The 16,802-nt window shown below is 56.1% G+C and carries 12 protein-coding genes and 1 riboswitch; of the genes, 8 read left to right on the forward strand and 4 right to left on the reverse strand.

Annotation, left to right across the window (positions count from 1 at the left end):
* The first annotated feature begins 31 nt into the window (after positions 1 to 31).
* The 8 genes from MGLY_RS17005 to MGLY_RS17040 all read left to right on the forward strand — a co-directional run bounded on the left by MGLY_RS17005 (position 32) and on the right by MGLY_RS17040 (position 11,446).
* On the forward strand, positions 32 to 1,246 hold the full coding sequence (locus MGLY_RS17005) for a (Fe-S)-binding protein (RefSeq protein ID WP_156275896.1): 1,215 nt from the start codon (positions 32 to 34) through the stop codon (positions 1,244 to 1,246).
* Between the two features lie 7 nt (positions 1,247 to 1,253).
* Positions 1,254 to 4,484 carry an FAD-dependent oxidoreductase gene (locus tag MGLY_RS17010; protein ID WP_156275898.1) on the forward strand — a complete coding sequence of 1,077 codons (3,231 nt, stop codon included), beginning with the start codon at positions 1,254 to 1,256 and terminating at the stop codon, positions 4,482 to 4,484.
* A gap of 21 nt (positions 4,485 to 4,505) precedes the next feature.
* On the forward strand, positions 4,506 to 5,741 hold the full coding sequence (locus MGLY_RS17015; RefSeq protein ID WP_156275900.1) for an NAD(P)/FAD-dependent oxidoreductase: 1,236 nt from the start codon (positions 4,506 to 4,508) through the stop codon (positions 5,739 to 5,741).
* Positions 5,742 to 5,864: 123 nt separating this feature from the next.
* Positions 5,865 to 6,395, forward strand: a complete 531-nt coding sequence (locus MGLY_RS17020) for an NADH-quinone oxidoreductase subunit NuoE family protein (RefSeq protein WP_156275902.1) — start codon at positions 5,865 to 5,867, stop codon at positions 6,393 to 6,395.
* Entirely contained in the window at positions 6,337 to 8,049 is a 1,713-nt protein-coding gene (gene nuoF, locus MGLY_RS17025; protein WP_156275904.1) for an NADH-quinone oxidoreductase subunit NuoF, read from the forward strand. Before MGLY_RS17020 ends, nuoF begins: the two co-directional genes overlap by 59 nt.
* A gap of 83 nt (positions 8,050 to 8,132) precedes the next feature.
* A complete protein-coding gene (locus MGLY_RS17030; protein ID WP_156275906.1) occupies positions 8,133 to 9,980 on the forward strand; it encodes an NADH-dependent [FeFe] hydrogenase, group A6 in 1,848 nt (615 codons plus the stop codon).
* Positions 9,981 to 10,015: 35 nt separating this feature from the next.
* A riboswitch (cyclic di-GMP riboswitch) is annotated at positions 10,016 to 10,086 on the reverse strand.
* Positions 10,087 to 10,208: 122 nt separating this feature from the next.
* Positions 10,209 to 10,574: a hypothetical protein gene (locus MGLY_RS17035; RefSeq protein ID WP_156275908.1), complete on the forward strand. Its 366-nt coding sequence runs from the start codon at positions 10,209 to 10,211 to the stop codon at positions 10,572 to 10,574.
* Positions 10,574 to 11,446, forward strand: coding sequence for a GGDEF domain-containing protein (locus tag MGLY_RS17040; RefSeq protein ID WP_156275910.1), 873 nt, complete (start codon positions 10,574 to 10,576; stop codon positions 11,444 to 11,446). The genes MGLY_RS17035 and MGLY_RS17040 overlap by 1 nt, the downstream gene beginning before the upstream one ends.
* 39 nt (positions 11,447 to 11,485) lie before the next feature.
* Here the strand turns inward: MGLY_RS17040 and MGLY_RS17045 are convergent, their stop codons facing one another.
* The 4 genes from MGLY_RS17045 to MGLY_RS17060 form a co-directional block, all read right to left on the reverse strand.
* Positions 11,486 to 13,339 carry a sensor domain-containing diguanylate cyclase gene (locus tag MGLY_RS17045; RefSeq protein ID WP_156275912.1) on the reverse strand — a complete coding sequence of 618 codons (1,854 nt, stop codon included), beginning with the start codon at positions 13,337 to 13,339 and terminating at the stop codon, positions 11,486 to 11,488.
* A 305-nt stretch (positions 13,340 to 13,644) separates the two neighbouring features.
* A complete protein-coding gene (locus MGLY_RS17050) occupies positions 13,645 to 14,649 on the reverse strand; it encodes an ABC transporter permease (protein WP_156275914.1) in 1,005 nt (334 codons plus the stop codon).
* Positions 14,630 to 15,634 carry an ABC transporter ATP-binding protein gene (locus MGLY_RS17055; RefSeq protein WP_246187377.1) on the reverse strand — a complete coding sequence of 335 codons (1,005 nt, stop codon included), beginning with the start codon at positions 15,632 to 15,634 and terminating at the stop codon, positions 14,630 to 14,632. The genes MGLY_RS17050 and MGLY_RS17055 overlap by 20 nt, the downstream gene beginning before the upstream one ends.
* A complete protein-coding gene (locus MGLY_RS17060; protein WP_170291161.1) occupies positions 15,604 to 16,743 on the reverse strand; it encodes an NEW3 domain-containing protein in 1,140 nt (379 codons plus the stop codon). The genes MGLY_RS17055 and MGLY_RS17060 overlap by 31 nt, the downstream gene beginning before the upstream one ends.
* Between the last annotated feature and the right edge of the window lie 59 nt (positions 16,744 to 16,802).

The raw sequence follows: 16,802 nt of genomic DNA on the forward strand, positions 1-16,802 counted from the left end.
ATTCATTAAATTTTATACAGGAGTGTTGTTTATGTCCATTTTGCTGGCTGCAGAAGTGCCTGGCCCTGCAAAAATCTCCCGGGCCATGGGCGGGGCCAGCCTGCAGGCCTGCCTGGCCTGCGGCGTGTGCACCGGCGGCTGCCCTGCCGGCAACATCGGCGCACCGGTAGACCCCCGTAAAATGGTGCGCCTGCTCCTGCTGGGGATGGAAGACCGGCTCCTGGCGTCAGATATGATCTGGCTGTGCACCATGTGCGGCCGCTGTACAGTCTACTGCCCGGTGGGTGTGAATATGGGTGACCTGGTCCGGGCCGTGCGGTCGAAACTGGCGGCAGAAGGCCGCGTCCCCGTAAACCTGCAGAAAGTGGTAGACCTGGCTCTAGAGTCCGGCAATAATATGGGGATCAGCCAGGAGGATTACCTCGACACCCTGGACTGGATGCAGGAAGAGCTCCAGGCGGAGTTCGGCAGTGAGGCGGAAATACCCGTTGATAAGAAGGACGCCAGGATATTGTACGTTATCAACCCGCGGGAAGCGAAGTTCTTCCCCCTCTCCATCCTGGCGGCGGCCAAAGTGTTCCATGCCGCCGGCGAAAGCTGGACCCTTTCCAGCCGCTACTGGGACGCGACCAACTACGCCCTTTTCTCCGGGGACGACAAAGCCGGCGCTATCCTGGTGCAGCGCCTGGCCGATGAGGTGGAGCGCCTTGGCTGCCAGGAGTTGATCATGACCGAGTGCGGCCATGCCTTCCGCGCCATTCGCTGGGGGCCGGAGCAGTGGCTGGGGCACAAACTCCCCTTCAGCGTGCGCAGTATCGTCCAGCTCATGGCCGAATACCTGCAAGACGGCCGTATCCGCCTTGACCCCTCCCGCAACAGCGAACCGGTAACCTATCACGATCCCTGCAATCTGGGCCGCAAGGAGGGCATTTTTGAAGAACCGCGGCAGGTATTGCAGGCGGCGGTAGCAGATTTCCGGGAGATGACACCCAACCGTGAGAATAACTACTGCTGCGGCGGCGGTGGCGGCCTGCTCTCTTTGAGCGAGTTTGGCCAGGAACGGATGGCTAAAGGAAAGGTGAAAATAGAACAGATCCAGCGCACGGGAGCAAAGATTATCGCCACTCCCTGCCATAACTGCGTTGACCAATTGAACGATTTGTGCCGTCATTATCACCTCGATGTTAAGGCGAAAAACATAGTCGAGCTGGTAGCCGACGCTCTCGTAATTAATGGCAAGGAGTGAGGTATTGATGGATAAAAATGGTTCGTTGCCGGTAGCCGTATTGGGAGCAGGCATCGCCGGAGTCCAGGCGGCCCTGGACCTGGCCTGCCTCGGCCACCAGGTAATCCTGGTAGAACGCGCTGCCCGGCCGGGCGGTAAGCTGGCTATTTTGCCCAAGACCTTTCCCACCAACGACTGCAGCGCCTGCGCTTTGACGCCCTGGAATGGTTTCTTCTGTATACGCTCCCCGCACTTTATCAGGCTGGCTGGGGAAGATAAAATCGCCCTCTTGACCGGTGCTGAAGTTAAAAACTTAACCGGGAAAGCAGGCCATTTTTGTCTCCAGCTTAACCGGCAGGGCCGGGAAGAAACCATCAATGTGGCTGCCATCATCCTTTGTCCCGGTTATGAGGAATATTTACCCCCTAGTTTAAACGCCCGTTACGGTTATGGCCGTTATAGCGGTGTCTTGACAGGCCTGGAACTGGAGCAACAGCTGGCTAACAGTGGGTACCCGCACCGTCCCCCGGGCAAAGAGCCGGTGCAACGGGTGGCTTTCATCCAGTGTGCCGGCTCCCGCGATCCTGCCAACGGAGTGGCTTACTGCTCGGCCGTCTGCTGTATGTATGCCCTGAAGGAGGCCCTGATGCTTTATGAGACCGCTGCTGCTTTGAAACTCCCTTTACCACAAATAACCCTATTTTACATGGACCTGCGTACCTACAGCAAAACTTACCAGGAATATCTGGAGCAGGCCCGGCGGGAATACGGGTTAAGGCTTGTTCGTTCCCGCATTCACAGCATTATCCAGTCTCCAGGAGATCCCCGGCTGGTCATTCGCTATGCCCCGGAAAGCGGCCAGGCCCGGGTCGAAGAATTTGACCTGGCAGTACTGGCTACCGGCTTGCGATCGCCTGACGGCGCCCGGGACCTCGCTGCCAGGCTGGGCATTAAGGTCGATACCTATGGTTTCTGCCAGTCCCCTGCCCTTTCTCCCTTGGCCACCACCCGGGAGGGAGTATTTGTCGCCGGGGCCTTTAGCGGCCCCTGCGACGTAATCGACGCCGTCACCCAGGGCTCGGCCGCCGCCGCTGCCTGCGCTTCCTGGTTAAAAGAAGCAGGTTTATTTTATTGGAGTTCCCTGCCCCCTAAAATACAATTGGTTTCACTTCCTGGCGGCAATAGTATCCCGCCGCGGACCGGCGTCTTTGTCTGCGGGTGTGACCATCTGTCTGCCGGCCTGGATTTAAAGGAGCTGGAAGAATATAGCCGCTCCTTGCCCGGGGTTGCCTGGGTGGAAAGATTATCCCTTTGCGCCGGGGGGGCGGGCGAACAATTACGCCGGGCCATAAAGGAACACAACTTAAACCGGATTGTAGTAGCCGCCTGCAGTGCGCGTGCCCTGGAACCCCTGGTAAACACTTATTTGCGGCAGGCTGGCTTGCCGGGCAACGTAGCAAAGGTGGTTAATGTCCTGGATCATGCGGTCCGGATTTACAGTGGCCGGAAAGATCGCGCTACCAGAAAAGCCAGGGACCTGATGCGGATGGCAGCGGCCAGAGCATTGACTGCTCCTGCCGGCATGGTGGAGGAATGGTCAATAACACCCGCCGCCCTGGTTATCGGTGGCGGGGTGGCCGGCATGGTTGCCGCCCTTACCCTGGCCGATCTGGATTTTGAAGTCCACCTGGTAGAAAAGGAGGGACGACTGGGTGGTAATGCCCTGCGCCTGCAGTACACCTTACAGGGCGCCGATGTTAAGGCATATCTGGCCCAGCTAAGCCAGCGTCTCAGCAAACACCCCCGCATCCATATCCACCTGAACGCTCAAGTCAGGGCCATAAGCGGCCGGCCGGGAAGTTTTGCTACAGAGATAGAAGGAACAGATGGGAGAAAGGAAAACATCCGGCACGGCGTAATTATTATTGCCACCGGTGCCGCAGAAAAGAAGCCCCGGCAGCACCTGTACGGCCAGCACCCGGCAGTAATTACCGGTCTGGAGTTAGAAGACCTGCTTAAAACCAGGAGCCGGCGACTGGACAGCCTGCAAAAGGTCGTCTTTATCCAATGCGTAGATTCCCGCGATAGCTCCCATCCTTACTGCAGCCGGATCTGCTGCAGCGCGACTTTAAAAAATGCCCTGGAACTCAAGAAAATCAACCCGGAAGTCGCTGTATACGTCCTCAACCGGGATATTATGACCTACGGCCTGCAGGAGCAGTGGTACGAGACCGCCCGCTCCCAGGGCATCCTGTTCCTGCGTTATAACCTGGAAGCGCCGCCGGAAGTAACGGTGCCCGCAAAGAAAGCAGGACCAGAGGGCAAGGTACAAGTCCGGGTTGACGATCCCATCCTGGGCGAAGAAATTGTCATTGAGGCCGATCTCCTGGTGCTGGCAACCGGGATGGAGCCACGGGCGGAGAATTGGTGCCTGGCGTCTTTATGCCACATCCCCCAGGACGAGAATGGTTTCTTGGCTACCAGCCATCCCAAATTAAAGACTGTTGAGACGCCGGTGCCAGGCATCTTCACCTGCGGGCTGGCAGAAGGGCCTAAGAATCTTAAAGAAGCCATAGCTTCAGCACAGGCTGCGGCCGCGAAGGCGGGCGCCCTCCTGATGCAAGAGCGCCAAACCCTTCCCGAGCGGGTAGCCCGGGTTGAAGGCGCCTGCGCGGCCTGTCTTACCTGTGTGCGTGTTTGTCCCCATGGTGCCCCTGCAATTAAGGAACACCGTTCCTATATCGATCCCCTGCTCTGCCAGGGATGCGGCGCCTGCGTGGCGGCATGCCCGGCGCAAGCCATTACCCTTACAGGTTACAGTCATACTGAAATGGAAGCTGAACTCAAGGCCCTGCCAAAAGAGCAGGGGAAGGTGTTGCCTACCGTTATCTTCACCTGCAGCTACTGCGCTTATGCCAACTTTGAAAATGCTGCCGGCCTGGACTGCCAGAATGACGTTTTTGTATTGCAGGTACCGTGTTTAAGCCGGATTGGCACCCTGGAGGTGCTTAAGGCCATTGAAGCCGGCTCGCAGGAGATTTGGCTGACGGGCTGCCTTGAAGGCCAGTGCCACTTCCGGCCGGCCAGGGCCTTCGGCAGCCAGCGCTCTGGACCCGACCCTATGCTTTGCCAGGAGCAGGCCTGGCGCCGTGTCAAGAAGATACTGGGTGAAATCGGGATTGACGAAGAAACGGTAAAGGTTCTGCGTCTCCCTCCACCGGCGCCGGATAACGGGCGCCTGGCCAGTTGCCTGGGTTAAAAACCGGAAAGGGGTGCAGCCATGAAACGGACGGATGTGCTGGTTGTGGGCGGGGGTATTTGCGGGTATACGGCAGCGCTGGCTGCCAGGCGCTACTATGGCGGCAAAAAGATCACCCTGGTGCGTAAAGAAGTCCGGGCTTTAATCCCGTGGTGCCTTGCTTACAATTGCGCTAAAGGTACGCTCTCTAACAATGTCTTGCGGGACGACCGTCTTTATGATGAGGGAATTGAACTGGTAATCGATGAAGTGACTGCCATTGACCGCCAGGGCAAATGCGTCACCACCGCCTTTGCTGAAGATATTATTTATGATAAATTAATCCTGGCTACCGGTTCCCTCCCGGCAACGCCTTTTTTTAAAGGCGCCGACCTGCAAGGCGTGTTTGCCTTAAAAAAAGAGTTCCCCTACCTGGAAAACATTCGCGCTTCTCTGGCTTCTGCCAGGTCCCTGGTCATTGTGGGTGCCGGACCCGCCGGCATAGAGTTTGCCGAGGCATGCACCGCCAACCGGCAGCTAAAGGTCACCATGGTAGAACTTCTCCCCCACTGCCTGGCCTGGGCTTTTGACGATGAGTTTTGCACCCTGGTGGAGGAAAACCTCCGGCAGCGAGGTATCAACATTATAACCGCAGCCGGAGTAGAAGAATTGCAGGGCAATAAACGGGTTGAACAGGTGAAGCTCACCAGCGGCCGGACTTTACCTGCTGATATGGTTATTCTGGCCACAGGTGTCGTGCCCAATACCAGGCTGGCCCGGGAGGCCGGTCTGGCAACCCACGAACACGCTGGCATCCTTGTTGATGAGTATATGCGCACCAGTGATGAAGATATCTTTGCCGTTGGCGATTGTGCCGCGAAAATCTCCCCTTCCGGACCAGGGGGCGCTATTGCCAGACAGGCTATCGCGAGCGGCCGCGAGGCCCGCGTGGCCGCCGCCAATCTCTTCGCCCTCAAGCGCCCCAGGGAAATAGCTTTAGAGAAGTTCTCTGTCACCATTGGCGATCATGCCTTTGGCTCCGTGGGTCTCATTCAAAGAACCAACCCGGAAACGGGTAGAGAAATGCTAACAGTCGATATTGCTCCTGGCGTGATAGCCAGAGATGTGGCGGTAAAGGTGGCTTATGCCCGGGAAACCGGGGCAACTATTGGTGCTCAAGTCCACGGTAAGCCCCTGGGCCTGGTCCGGGAAATAATAGACCGGTTAGCGACTGCTATTCAACACCAGGCACGTTTCGACGAGCTGGCCCTGGCCTGATAAAACTCCAAAGGCCCTACCGTTCTAAAAGGTGGCGTTAATTTACGCCACTTTTCTTGTTTTTGGGCTATGAGAGTATGAAAAAAAACTCCCTGCTTCAAACTAAGGCCGGAGGTAAGTCTTATGCTGGATAAATACAGCCGCCTCGATAAGGTCGTTAAAGTCTACGGCCGGCAGCCGGGGCAGCTCATCCGCATCCTGCACCAGGCCCAGGAAATCTTCGGGTATCTCCCGCCGGAGGTCCAGGCCTACCTGGCAGCCAGGTTAAATATCCCCCTCGCGGAAATCGCCGGTGTGGTATCCTTTTATTCTCTTTTTAACTCCGAGCCCAAGGGCAAGTATACCATCAGCGTCTGCCTGGGTACGGCCTGCTATGTCAAGGGCTCCCAGGAAATTTTCCAGGCCTTTAAAAACGAAATGGATCTCGACGACGACGATACCACCCCGGACCGTCTCTTCACCCTGCGGTCCACCCGCTGTATGGGAGCCTGTGGTTTAGCGCCGGTGGTGGCCATCAACGACGACATCTACGGCCAGGTTAAGGCTGGCGATGTAGCCGGCATTTTATCTCGCTACCAGGCAAAGGAGTTAGCAGATGATCACGAGTACCAGCGACCTGTTGAACATCCGGCAACAGCACCTCCCCCTCATTGAGGCCCGCCTGGGCAGGGAAGAAGCTGCCGGGGAGCATCAAATCCTGGTCTGCGCCGGTACCGGCTGCAGCTCTTCGGGAAGCCACGGCCTGCGCGAGGAGTTAAAAAAGCAGGTGGAGGCCCACCAGCTCCAAGAAAAAGTAAAAATTATCAAGACCGGCTGCTTTGGTTTTTGCAAACTGGGCCCCATTGCCGTGGTCTACCCGGAAGGCATCTTTTACTGCCGGGTCCGGAAGGAGGATGCCGCCGCCCTGGTCAAGGGCTTGGCTTCCAGCCAGGTAATTACTCGCCTTCTTTATCGTGACCCGGCCACCGGACACCTGCCCCGGCGTATGGAAGAAATCCATTTCTTCCAGGCCCAGCACCGCATCGCCTTACGCAATTGCGGCCTCATCAACCCGGAGGATATTAACGAGTACATCGCCCGCGACGGTTACCAGGCCCTGGCTGAAGCCCTGACGCGCCGGCCAGAAGAGATCATCGCCGCCATCAGCGCCTCGGGTTTACGGGGGCGCGGCGGGGCCGGCTTTCCTACGGGTCGCAAGTGGGAGCTGACGGCCGCGGCCCCGAGCCGGCCCAGGTATGTGGTCTGCAACGCCGACGAGGGCGATCCCGGTGCTTTTATGGATCGCAGCATCCTGGAGGGTGATCCCCACAGTGTCCTGGAAGGGATGGCCATCGCTGGTTATGCTATTGGCGCTAAGCAGGGCTATGTCTACGTCCGGGCCGAGTACCCCATCGCCGTTGACCGTCTGGAAAGGGCTATCCGCCAGGCGTGCCGCGCCGGCCTCCTGGGGGATAACATCCTTGGTACAGGGTTTTCTTTTAACATTGAGATCCGGCTCGGAGCCGGGGCCTTCGTGTGCGGCGAAGAAACGGCACTCCTTCGCTCCATCGAAGGCCGCCGGGGCGAACCGCGGCCACGGCCTCCCTACCCGGCCCAGGCCGGCCTCTGGGGCAAGCCCACCGTAGTCAATAACGTCGAAACCCTGGCCAACGTACCGGTGATTATCCGTAAAGGTGCGGAATGGTACGCCTCCTTCGGTACCAAAGGCAGCAAAGGCACCAAGGTCTTCTCCCTGGCCGGCAGTATCAACAACACCGGGCTCATCGAGGTGCCCATGGGCACCACCCTGCGGGAGATAATTTTTGGCATCGGCGGTGGTATTCCCGGCGGGAAAAAGTTTAAAGCCGTGCAGACGGGCGGTCCTTCCGGGGGTTGCCTCCCGGAGGAGATGCTGGATACCCCTGTTGACTATGAAGCCCTGACGGAAGCCGGCTCCATTATGGGCTCCGGCGGGCTCATTGTCATGGATGAAAGCGACTGTATGGTAGATATTGCCCGCTTTTACCTGGAGTTTTCCCAGGACGAGTCCTGCGGCCGCTGCACTCCCTGCCGCGTGGGAACCAAACGCCTGCTGGAGATCTTAAAGCGCATTACTTCCGGAGAGGGCTCCATGGGTGATCTCAAGCTCCTGGAAGACTTGAGCCACGACGTTAAAGAGGCCTCCCTCTGCGGTCTGGGCCAGACGGCGCCCAATCCCATCCTTTCTACCCTGCGGTATTTCCGCCACGAGTACGAGGCCCACGTCCGGGATAAATACTGCCCGGCCGGGGTATGCCGCAATTTAACGCAACGGCCAGTTCTTCACTAAACCCGTGCCCGAGAGTAAGCCCCAGATCGCTTCGTGAGGATTTTGTGCGAGCGCAAACCAAGCCAGGGTAAAGGAGCAATCTTATGCCTGCTGACAAACTCACCTTCGAACCAGTTTCCCCCGTTGGCCGGGAGGAAGACGCCACCCGCCCCGTCGCAAGGAAAAAGGTACGCTTCTGGATTGACGGCCGGGAAGTCGTGGCTGAGGAAGGTATTTCTGTCCTGGAGGCCGCCCACCGGGTGGGGATTGAGATTCCCAGCCTCTGTTACCTGAAAAACATCAATGAGATCGGCGCCTGCCGGGTGTGCCTGGTGGAAATAGAGGGTTCCAAAAACCTCCAGGCGGCCTGCGTGTACCCTGTCTCTGCCGGCCTCAAAGTCCGTACCAGCACGCCCCGGGTCCTCCGGGCCCGCCGCACCGTGGTGGAACTCCTGCTCTCCGATCACCACCGGGAGTGCACTAACTGCATCCGCAATCTCAACTGTGAGTTGCAGCACCTGGCCGATACCTTGGGGATCCGCAACATTCGCTTTACCGGCGAAACCTCCAACTACCCCATTTTCAATAACAACCCTTTTATCGTCCGCGATTATAATAAATGTATTAAATGCCGGCGCTGTGAGGCCATCTGCAGCAAGGTCCAGGAAGTCCATGTCTATTCTGCCCAGAACCGGGGATTTAACACCGTCATTGCCCCGGCCTTTATGAAAGACCTTGCCGAAGTCGCCTGTATCACCTGTGGCCAGTGCGTCATCGCCTGCCCCACGGCTTCCCTGGTGGAAAAGGAGTGCATTGATGAAGTCTGGCAAGCCCTGGAAGACCCGGACAAATATGTGGTCGTCCAGACCGCTCCTTCCATCCAGGTTACCCTGGGAGAAGTGTTTGGTCTACCGGTGGGCACTGTGATTACGGGTAAACTGGTAGCCAGCTTACGACGGCTGGGCTTTGACCGGGTTTTCGCCACCGATTTTACGGCTGATCTGACCATTATAGAAGAGGCCCATGAACTCCTGGAACGGCTGGAAGGCCGCGGCGGGCCCCTCCCTCTCCTCTCCTCCTGTAGCCCGGGGTGGATCAAGTTCTGCGAGCATTTCTACCCGGAATTTATCCCCAACCTTTCTACCTGCAAGTCACCCCATGAAATGTTCGGGGCCATTACCAAGACTTATTTTGCCCAGAAAGAAGGCCTGGACCCGAAAAAAATAGTGGTTGTGGCCGTCATGCCCTGCACGGCCAAAAAGTTTGAAGCCAGCCGCCCGGAAATGGGCAGCGGCGAATGGAAGGATGTCGATTTTGTGCTGACTACCAGGGAGCTGGCACGGATGATCCGCCAGGCCGGCCTCAACTTCCGCCAGCTACCGGATGAAGAATACGACACCCCCTTAGGGATAGCCAGCGGCGCCGGCACCATTTTTGGCGCCACCGGCGGCGTCGTGGAAGCAGCCGTCAGGACGGCCTATGCCCTCACCCATGGCCGCGAAATGGGGGTAATCGACTTTGAAGAATTCCGGGGTATCAGCGGCGTCAAAGAGGCCTGGGTAGAGTTAAAGGGAAGAAGGATCAAAGTGGCCATTGCCCACGGTACCGGCAATGCCCGGAAAGTCCTCGACCGCATGAAGGCCGGTGAGCCGTTTGATTACGTGGAAATTATGGCCTGTCCGGGCGGCTGTGTCGGTGGCGGCGGGCAGCCTATCTTTGGCAGCCGGGACCACAAGGAGATCTCCTTGGACTACCGCCACAACCGGGCCGATGCCCTCTACCGCATCGACTACTCCCGCCGCATCCGCCTGTCCCATGAAAACCCGGCGGTGCAAAAAATATACGCCGAGTTTCTGGGCGCGCCCTTGAGCGAGACTGCGAATAAGCTTTTGCATACCCACTACACACCGCGGGGGCCTTTGCCGGGGTATGCGGTAAATCCAGTCCAGTAAATTCGCGACCAGGCAAAGATGCCCCGGGGCGGCAGAACCCGCCTGCCATGGCCTGTTAAGGCTTTAGGCCCGTGGCTTTGCGCCCGCGCCTTTCGGTCGGGTTCGGGTCAAGACCACCGGCTAACCTAAAAACTTAACTAAAAATTAATATAAAACTCCATGGGCAAATTTAGTAAAAAAGGGTATAATAGATGATGTGTTTTTAGGCAGGAAAGGAGGCCATCTTTTTTGTTACCCCAGGAAACGTCCCGCTCGCCGGAACCACAGCGTAAAGCCGACATCACCATAAAATTATCTGAATTCGAGATTCCTCCTATGCAGGACATCTTGCTCGTCGGTAAAAGAGCCCCTATCGGTCCCGAAGCCGTCAGGCGGATGGTTGATGCAGTCTCACCGGAACAGTATGAGATAGTCCGTCTCAACCATGAAGTTTTTGAAGCAGTAGTAGTAAAAAAATCTCTCTTAAAACTTCTACCCAAAGAAAAGCTTTTGCCAGTTGTAATCGATGAAGGAAACCGCATCGCCGACGACAACATGGTGGTTAAAGCCCAGATAAATATTACCATCCAGATCAGCAGGACGGTGGATTTGTAGTGCCCACGGTAGAAGGCCTGATAAGCCAGAAGCTTTATACCATCGACCCTCTGGCCAGTGTCGGCCGGGCGGCATCCATCATGGAACGTTATGGTATAGGTAGTCTACCGGTAATAGAAGAGGGAAAACTGGTAGGCATCATCACTTCCAGGGATATAAGAAGATCTCACCCCAACCGCCTGGTTGCCGATGCCATGACCAGCAAAGTGATCACTGTACCGCCAACAACTTGCCTCACAGAAGCGCAAAAATTAATGGCAAAATATAAAATCGAGCGTCTGGTAGTTACCAGAGAAAGTGATATTATTGGCATCGTTACCCGCGCCCAAATTATGTCGGAATTGGGGAAACATACCGATAGTCTTACCGGGTTAAATAAAGCCGAAATCTTTTACGAAAAGGCCCTGGAGTTATTAAAAGAAGGCCAGGAGATTGCGGTAATCTTCCTGGACTTAGATAACTTCGGCTTCATTAATAAAGAGTATGGCCATATCTATGGCGACAATGTCCTGCGCCAGACTGCTTTAATCTTAAATAGCTTAATCGACAGCAATAGGGATACTTTATGTCGTTATGCCGGGGACGAATTTGCCGCCGTTACTACCAGGCCCCTGGCCGAAGCCGAAAAACTTGCCCGGCAAATGGTCCTGGACCTTGCTAATGAAAACTGGCCAGGGAAAATAAAGGTCGCCATTTCTGCCGGCGTAGCCGGAGGCCGCTGCTCAGAACTACGCAGTTCTGGTGAAGATAGTAGTTACATAGTCAAATACCTGGTCAATATGGCCAGCCTGGCTTCAACCAGAGCCAAAAAACTGAAAAAACCGGTAGTAGCTGTAGAGGCAATTGAGCTTAAAGAAACTGTAGGTATGTAGTATATTAGCCTGCGGGAGGTACTGGCCGGCAAAAACTGATTACCAGGAAATTTTCTTTCCCATCTTCTCCTGGTACATTAAGAGGTCGCTTTCTTTAAGCACTTCTTCCCATTTCCTGGTGCTTTCCGGTTCCCAGGTGGCAATCCCAAAGCTCAGGCTTAACTTGAAGCCCTCAGGATATCCCTCTTCCCTGGCACCAGCATTAAATGCCGCAATTTCTTCTTTTACCCGCGCAATTACTTTGCTAGCTCCCGGGCCATCCGTTTCCGGTAGTACCAGGAGGAACTCATCGCCGCCATACCGGAAAGCCAGGTCGCTTTCCCGGACTGAGCTTTGCAAATAGCGGGCAACCAGCTTGAGCACTTCATCGCCCATCAGGTGCGAGTAACGATCGTTAATCTCCTTAAAGTCATCAATATCAATCATGATAAAAGTGATGGGGTGACCGTACCGGCCAGCCCGCTCCACTTCCTGTTTTATCCTGTTGTTAAAATAGCAACGGTTATAAAGACCTGTTAGCGCATCCTCTGTAGCCTGCCTGAGGAGTTCCTGTTCCAGTTCTTTTAGCTGGGTAATATCGCTGAAGACGGCCAGCTTTTTGTTGCCCGTAGTTTCCCCCTCTTTAATGGCCACCCAGGTAACTTTAACGGTCTTAATCTCCCCCGACCTGGCCCGCATTTGCCCTTCGTAAGACAACGCCTTGCCTCCCGGATGAGCCGGCACCAGTTCCGCCGGTTCCGCCTGGCGCCGGACGAGAAAATTATCCATATTTTTCCCTAGCAGTTCAACCTCCGCGTAGCCAAGGAGCGAACTAAGGGCCGGGTTTACATATTCAATATTGTTAGCGGCATCTATAAGCGCTACGCCTTCCCCCAGGGCTTCAATAAGGGTCCGGTAGTGTTCTTCCGATTTTTTTAAAGCCCTTTCAGCTTCCTGCCGCTTCTCTTCGGTTTCCAGGGCGCAGAGGGCATAGGCCAGGGCTCCGGCCAGGCGTTCCAGCAGCCTTATCTCTTCGTCGCCAAAGGCGTTCTTTAAAAACGAGTAAACGGAAATAATCCCCAGAACCCTGTCCCTGTAAAGCAGGGGTATCGAGGCCGTAGAGGCATACCCCCTTTTCAGGGCTTCCTGGCTGTAAAAGCGATAGCGGGGATCGGTGGCTATATCTTTAATGACAACCGTACGCTTCGTTTTTATCGCCGTACCCGTGGGACCCCTGCCGGTTTCTGTTTCATCCCAGGTGACAGTTATGGTGTCCAGGTAACCCGCCTCAAACCCGGCATAAGCTGCGGGCAGGACTCTTTTGCTTTCTTCTTCGATCAGGCCGATCCAGATAAATTTGTAACCACGCGCTGCAGTCAGCCCACGGCAAACTTCTTGCAACAGCCGTGTCTTGTTTTTTGCCATGATGATGGATTGTAAGACTTCGGTAACACAACTGTATATTCCCTGGAGATAGTCTCTTTGTTCTTCCGCAATTTTAAACTTGCTAATATCGCGTACCGTGATAAATGCTCCCAAAAATTTGCCTCTGTTAAAAATAGGATTTGCCACCACTGATAGATAGGCAGCTTTTCCGTAAATGGATTTGAAAGGAATTTCTAGAAATTGTGGCCAGTTTTCCGGCGGCCTGGCTAACAGGTTCTCGAGCTGCGCTTCCTGGATAGAAGGAATAGTCCTTATATCAACGCCGATGGTTACTGGTTCCTCATGCTCTTGCAGGCCTAAGATTTGTTTCATTGCCGGGTTCATGTACATAATCCTGAACTGGCGATCCAGCCTGATTATCCCCAGAGGACAACAGGTCATAAATTTTTCCAATTCTTCCCTGGCCTTAAGATTGTCGCGAACTTCAGAGAACAGGCGATAAATAAAACTCCGGATTCTTCCAATCATTTTATCCCTCTTCTACGGCAAAACAACCCTTTAAGCGTAAATGGCAGCAGTCTTTTCTATAATATCCTGGTATGACAAAAATATGTAACCGCTTTGCATATAAAAACAGCAGGCGGCTTCATCATTCCTGCCGTTGAGGCACATCTGTCCTGGTTTAGCTGGTAAAGGTACTCCACCAGTTATTAAATCCTGTTGGCTTACTTTCTATCATTATTTTATCCTCACGGGTGTAATAATGCAATTAGAAAATGGAAAAGAAAAAGCCGGTGAAGATTTATCACCGGCAAAAGGAAAGATATGGCCGCCTAGCCGGCCCGTATTTCCTGGCGCATAAAGAAGTAATAGGCCAGGGCAAAGATCAGCATAGTAGCGGCGATAAGCCCTACCAGGTGCGGCCAGATGAGCAGCAGGCTCTGGTCCAGTGGCAGGCTCCCCGGGATGGCCCCTTCCAGCTGCTGCACCAGTACCGGCCCCAGGGTCCGTACCCCCGGGTTGAGGAGGGTTACCGTAGCCTCATCATAAAGGGTTGTCGGCGACAGGCGGCTGAGATCCTGTTTTAAGGTGGCGTTATGCAGGATCCGGGCCGGCGCGGCGTCTTCACTTACCGGGAAGAGGCCGTCGGCGATGAGCCCTGCCAGCATCCCGGCGAAGAGGGCAAAAAACAGCCACACGGCTATACCCGCCAGGGCCGAGGTGGCCGTCTGGCGGAACAATAAAGAAAAGAGGAGGGAGACACTCAACCAAAAAGCCACATAAATAATGGTGACCAGGAGGTAGATAAACAGCCGGCCGATTTCCTCCCCCGTGGGCGGAACGCCGATTAGCAGCAGCCCCAAACCGGCCACCAGGAACCCCAGGGCCAGGATGACCACGGCCAGAACTACCAGGCCGGCCAGGAACTTGCCGTTGATAACATCGTCCCGGTAGATAGGCTGGGCCAGGAGACGGCTCAAGGTGCGCTTATTATGCTCGCCGTTGATGGCGTCAAAGCCCAGGGCCAGGCCCAGCAGGGGTCCCAAAAAAGAAATGAAGGTGATAAAAGGTGGCAGGGACCCGCCGCTGGTGGTAAACAGGCGCAGGAAGACAAACTGGGGGTCTCCTTCCCCGGCTGCCTGGCGGATGCTCTGGGCTGCTACGTAAAAGGCGCCTACGCCGGCTACGGCCACCAGGGAAACTAGAATCGTAAAGCGGGTGCTGCTCAGGTTGTCCGCCAGTTCCTTCTGGAAAACAGTTTTCAGCCCGCCGCTGAACCACTCCTGCTGCCGGAACCAGTCCAGCCAGTCTTTTGCCTTATCCTGCCATCGTGCCATGGTATCCCTCCCCCTGGAAGTACTCCCGGTATATATCGTCCAGGTCATAACCCCGGGCGCGTAAATAGAGCAGGGTAAAGCCATGGTTGGCCAGGTATGGCACCAGCTCGGGACGGATATCGCGGCCTGCGGCGCAGCGCAGCCGGATAAAGGCCCCGTGGCGCTCGACGGCGGTGACGCCCTGCAGGGACCGGAGGGCCGCTAAGAGGTTGTCATTGTCCGGCTGTGCCTGTAATTCTATCTCCAGGGGCTTGCCGGCCATGACCTGGTGCCCGAGTAAAGCTACCGGCCCGGCTGCCAGGAGCCTGCCGGCGACAAAAATCCCCACCCGGTCACAGATTTGCTGCACCTGGTGCAGCAAATGGGAAGAGAGGAGAACGGTTTTCCCTCCTTCCCGGGCCAGCCGGACAATAAGGGCCAGCAACTCCCGCACGCCCTCGGGGTCAATGCCCAGGGTGGGCTCATCAAGGATAATAATCGCCGGGTCCTTGACCATGATATCGGCAATGCCCAGCCGCTGGCGCATCCCGCGCGAAAACTCCTTCACCCTGCGGTGGGCGAAATTGCTCAAACCCACCTGCTCCAGGCTTAAAGCCACGCGTTTTTCAGCTTCGTCCGGGGGAATCTGATTCAGCCCGGCGGTATAGAGAAGATTCTCCCGGGCCGTCAGGTCGTCATAGAAGCCGACATTATCGGGCAGGTAGCCAACTATTCTCTTAACCTCCAGGGGGTGGCGGGTAGCATCCAGGCCATTGACCAGGGCCTGGCCGGACGTCGGCTCGGTCAACCCCAGGAGCATCAATATCGTCGTCGTCTTACCGGCACCATTGGGCCCCAGGAGGCCAAAGATCTCCCCCTGCCTGATTTCCAGGTTGAGGTCCTGGACGGCAGTTATGGAGCCATAGCGCTTGGTAAGGTTGCGGGTGACAATGACCGCTGCCTGTCCTGCCATGGCTATCGCCGCCCGTACTTCCGGAAGGTCCACCCAACGGCACCAATAACGATGAGGACCAGGATTACCCCCACCAGGCCCCAGAGGGTAGAAGTCCGCACACTGACCCGGAAATCAGCGCTGCCGCTGGTTTCCTGGGCATTGGCCGAAAGGCTCACCACGTAATCACCGGCTATGGCCTTGGGCGAAGGTTTGATAAACGCCGTTACCTGCTGGCTGGCGCCGGCCGGCAGCAGGTCAATCTTCTCCGGTTTGAAGGTGACCGCCCACCCGGTGGCTGCGTTGGCGGCAAAGGTAATGTTGGCCAGGTCAGCGCTGCCGGTATTTTTCACCACCAGGGTTACCGGGCTCTCTTTACCGGCAATGGCGTCAGCGTTCAAGCGGCCCGAGGGTGTAGTCAATTCCAGGCTGTAGTTACCGGTAATATTGACTTTGAGAACAACACCCGCTTTACTGCTCCCCGAAGTGGCCTGGATGGGAATATTATAAGTACCGGCCTTGACACCCTGGGGCGGCTTGACGGTCACATCCAGACCCTGGCTCTTGCCGGGCTTCAAGCTAAGACTAGCAATCTGCTTGCTGTCATAAGCCGGGCTAAAGGTCACCTGCCAGCCGGGAGGCGCCTGGGCGGCCAAGCTGTAGGAGCGCTCCTGGGCGCCGTTGTTGGTCAGGTCAACCCGGAACTGGAAGCTGGTACTGCTGGTACCGCTCAACACCGGGTAGTCGGTGGTCATCTTGTCGCTGCCAGTGGCCACTTCTTTAATAACCACCTGCAGGCCAAGGCGGGAAGTGGCGCCGGGTCCGGCGGCCTGGACCACAAAGTTGTAGCTGCCCGGCTGGGCAGTTGCAGGCACTTCTACCTGGAAATCAACGCTGGCCGGCTTGTCGTTACCGGCAAAGGCCTGGGTAACAATCATGCCGCCGCCTTTAAACACGGTCTGCCATTCTTTGGGGGCGGAAACAACTTTCAGATCAACCTTCTGGGGCACGCCACTATTGCGTAACTCCAGGGGAAAGGTGACCGTTTCCCCGGGTTGGGCCTCAATGCCCGGGAAGGCCGTGGACAGGAGCAGGCCGTTATCTGCCCGGGCTGGACCTACAAAGGGACTGAAGGACAGAGCCAGGGTAAATAAAAGTGTCATCAGGACTAACCATGGGCGTTGGCGAAGCAAAGCAATCCCCCCATCCAGTATAAATAATG

It is taken from the genome of Moorella glycerini (genome assembly GCF_009735625.1).
Taxonomy (GTDB): Bacteria; Bacillota; DSM-521; order Neomoorellales; family Neomoorellaceae; genus Neomoorella; species Neomoorella glycerini.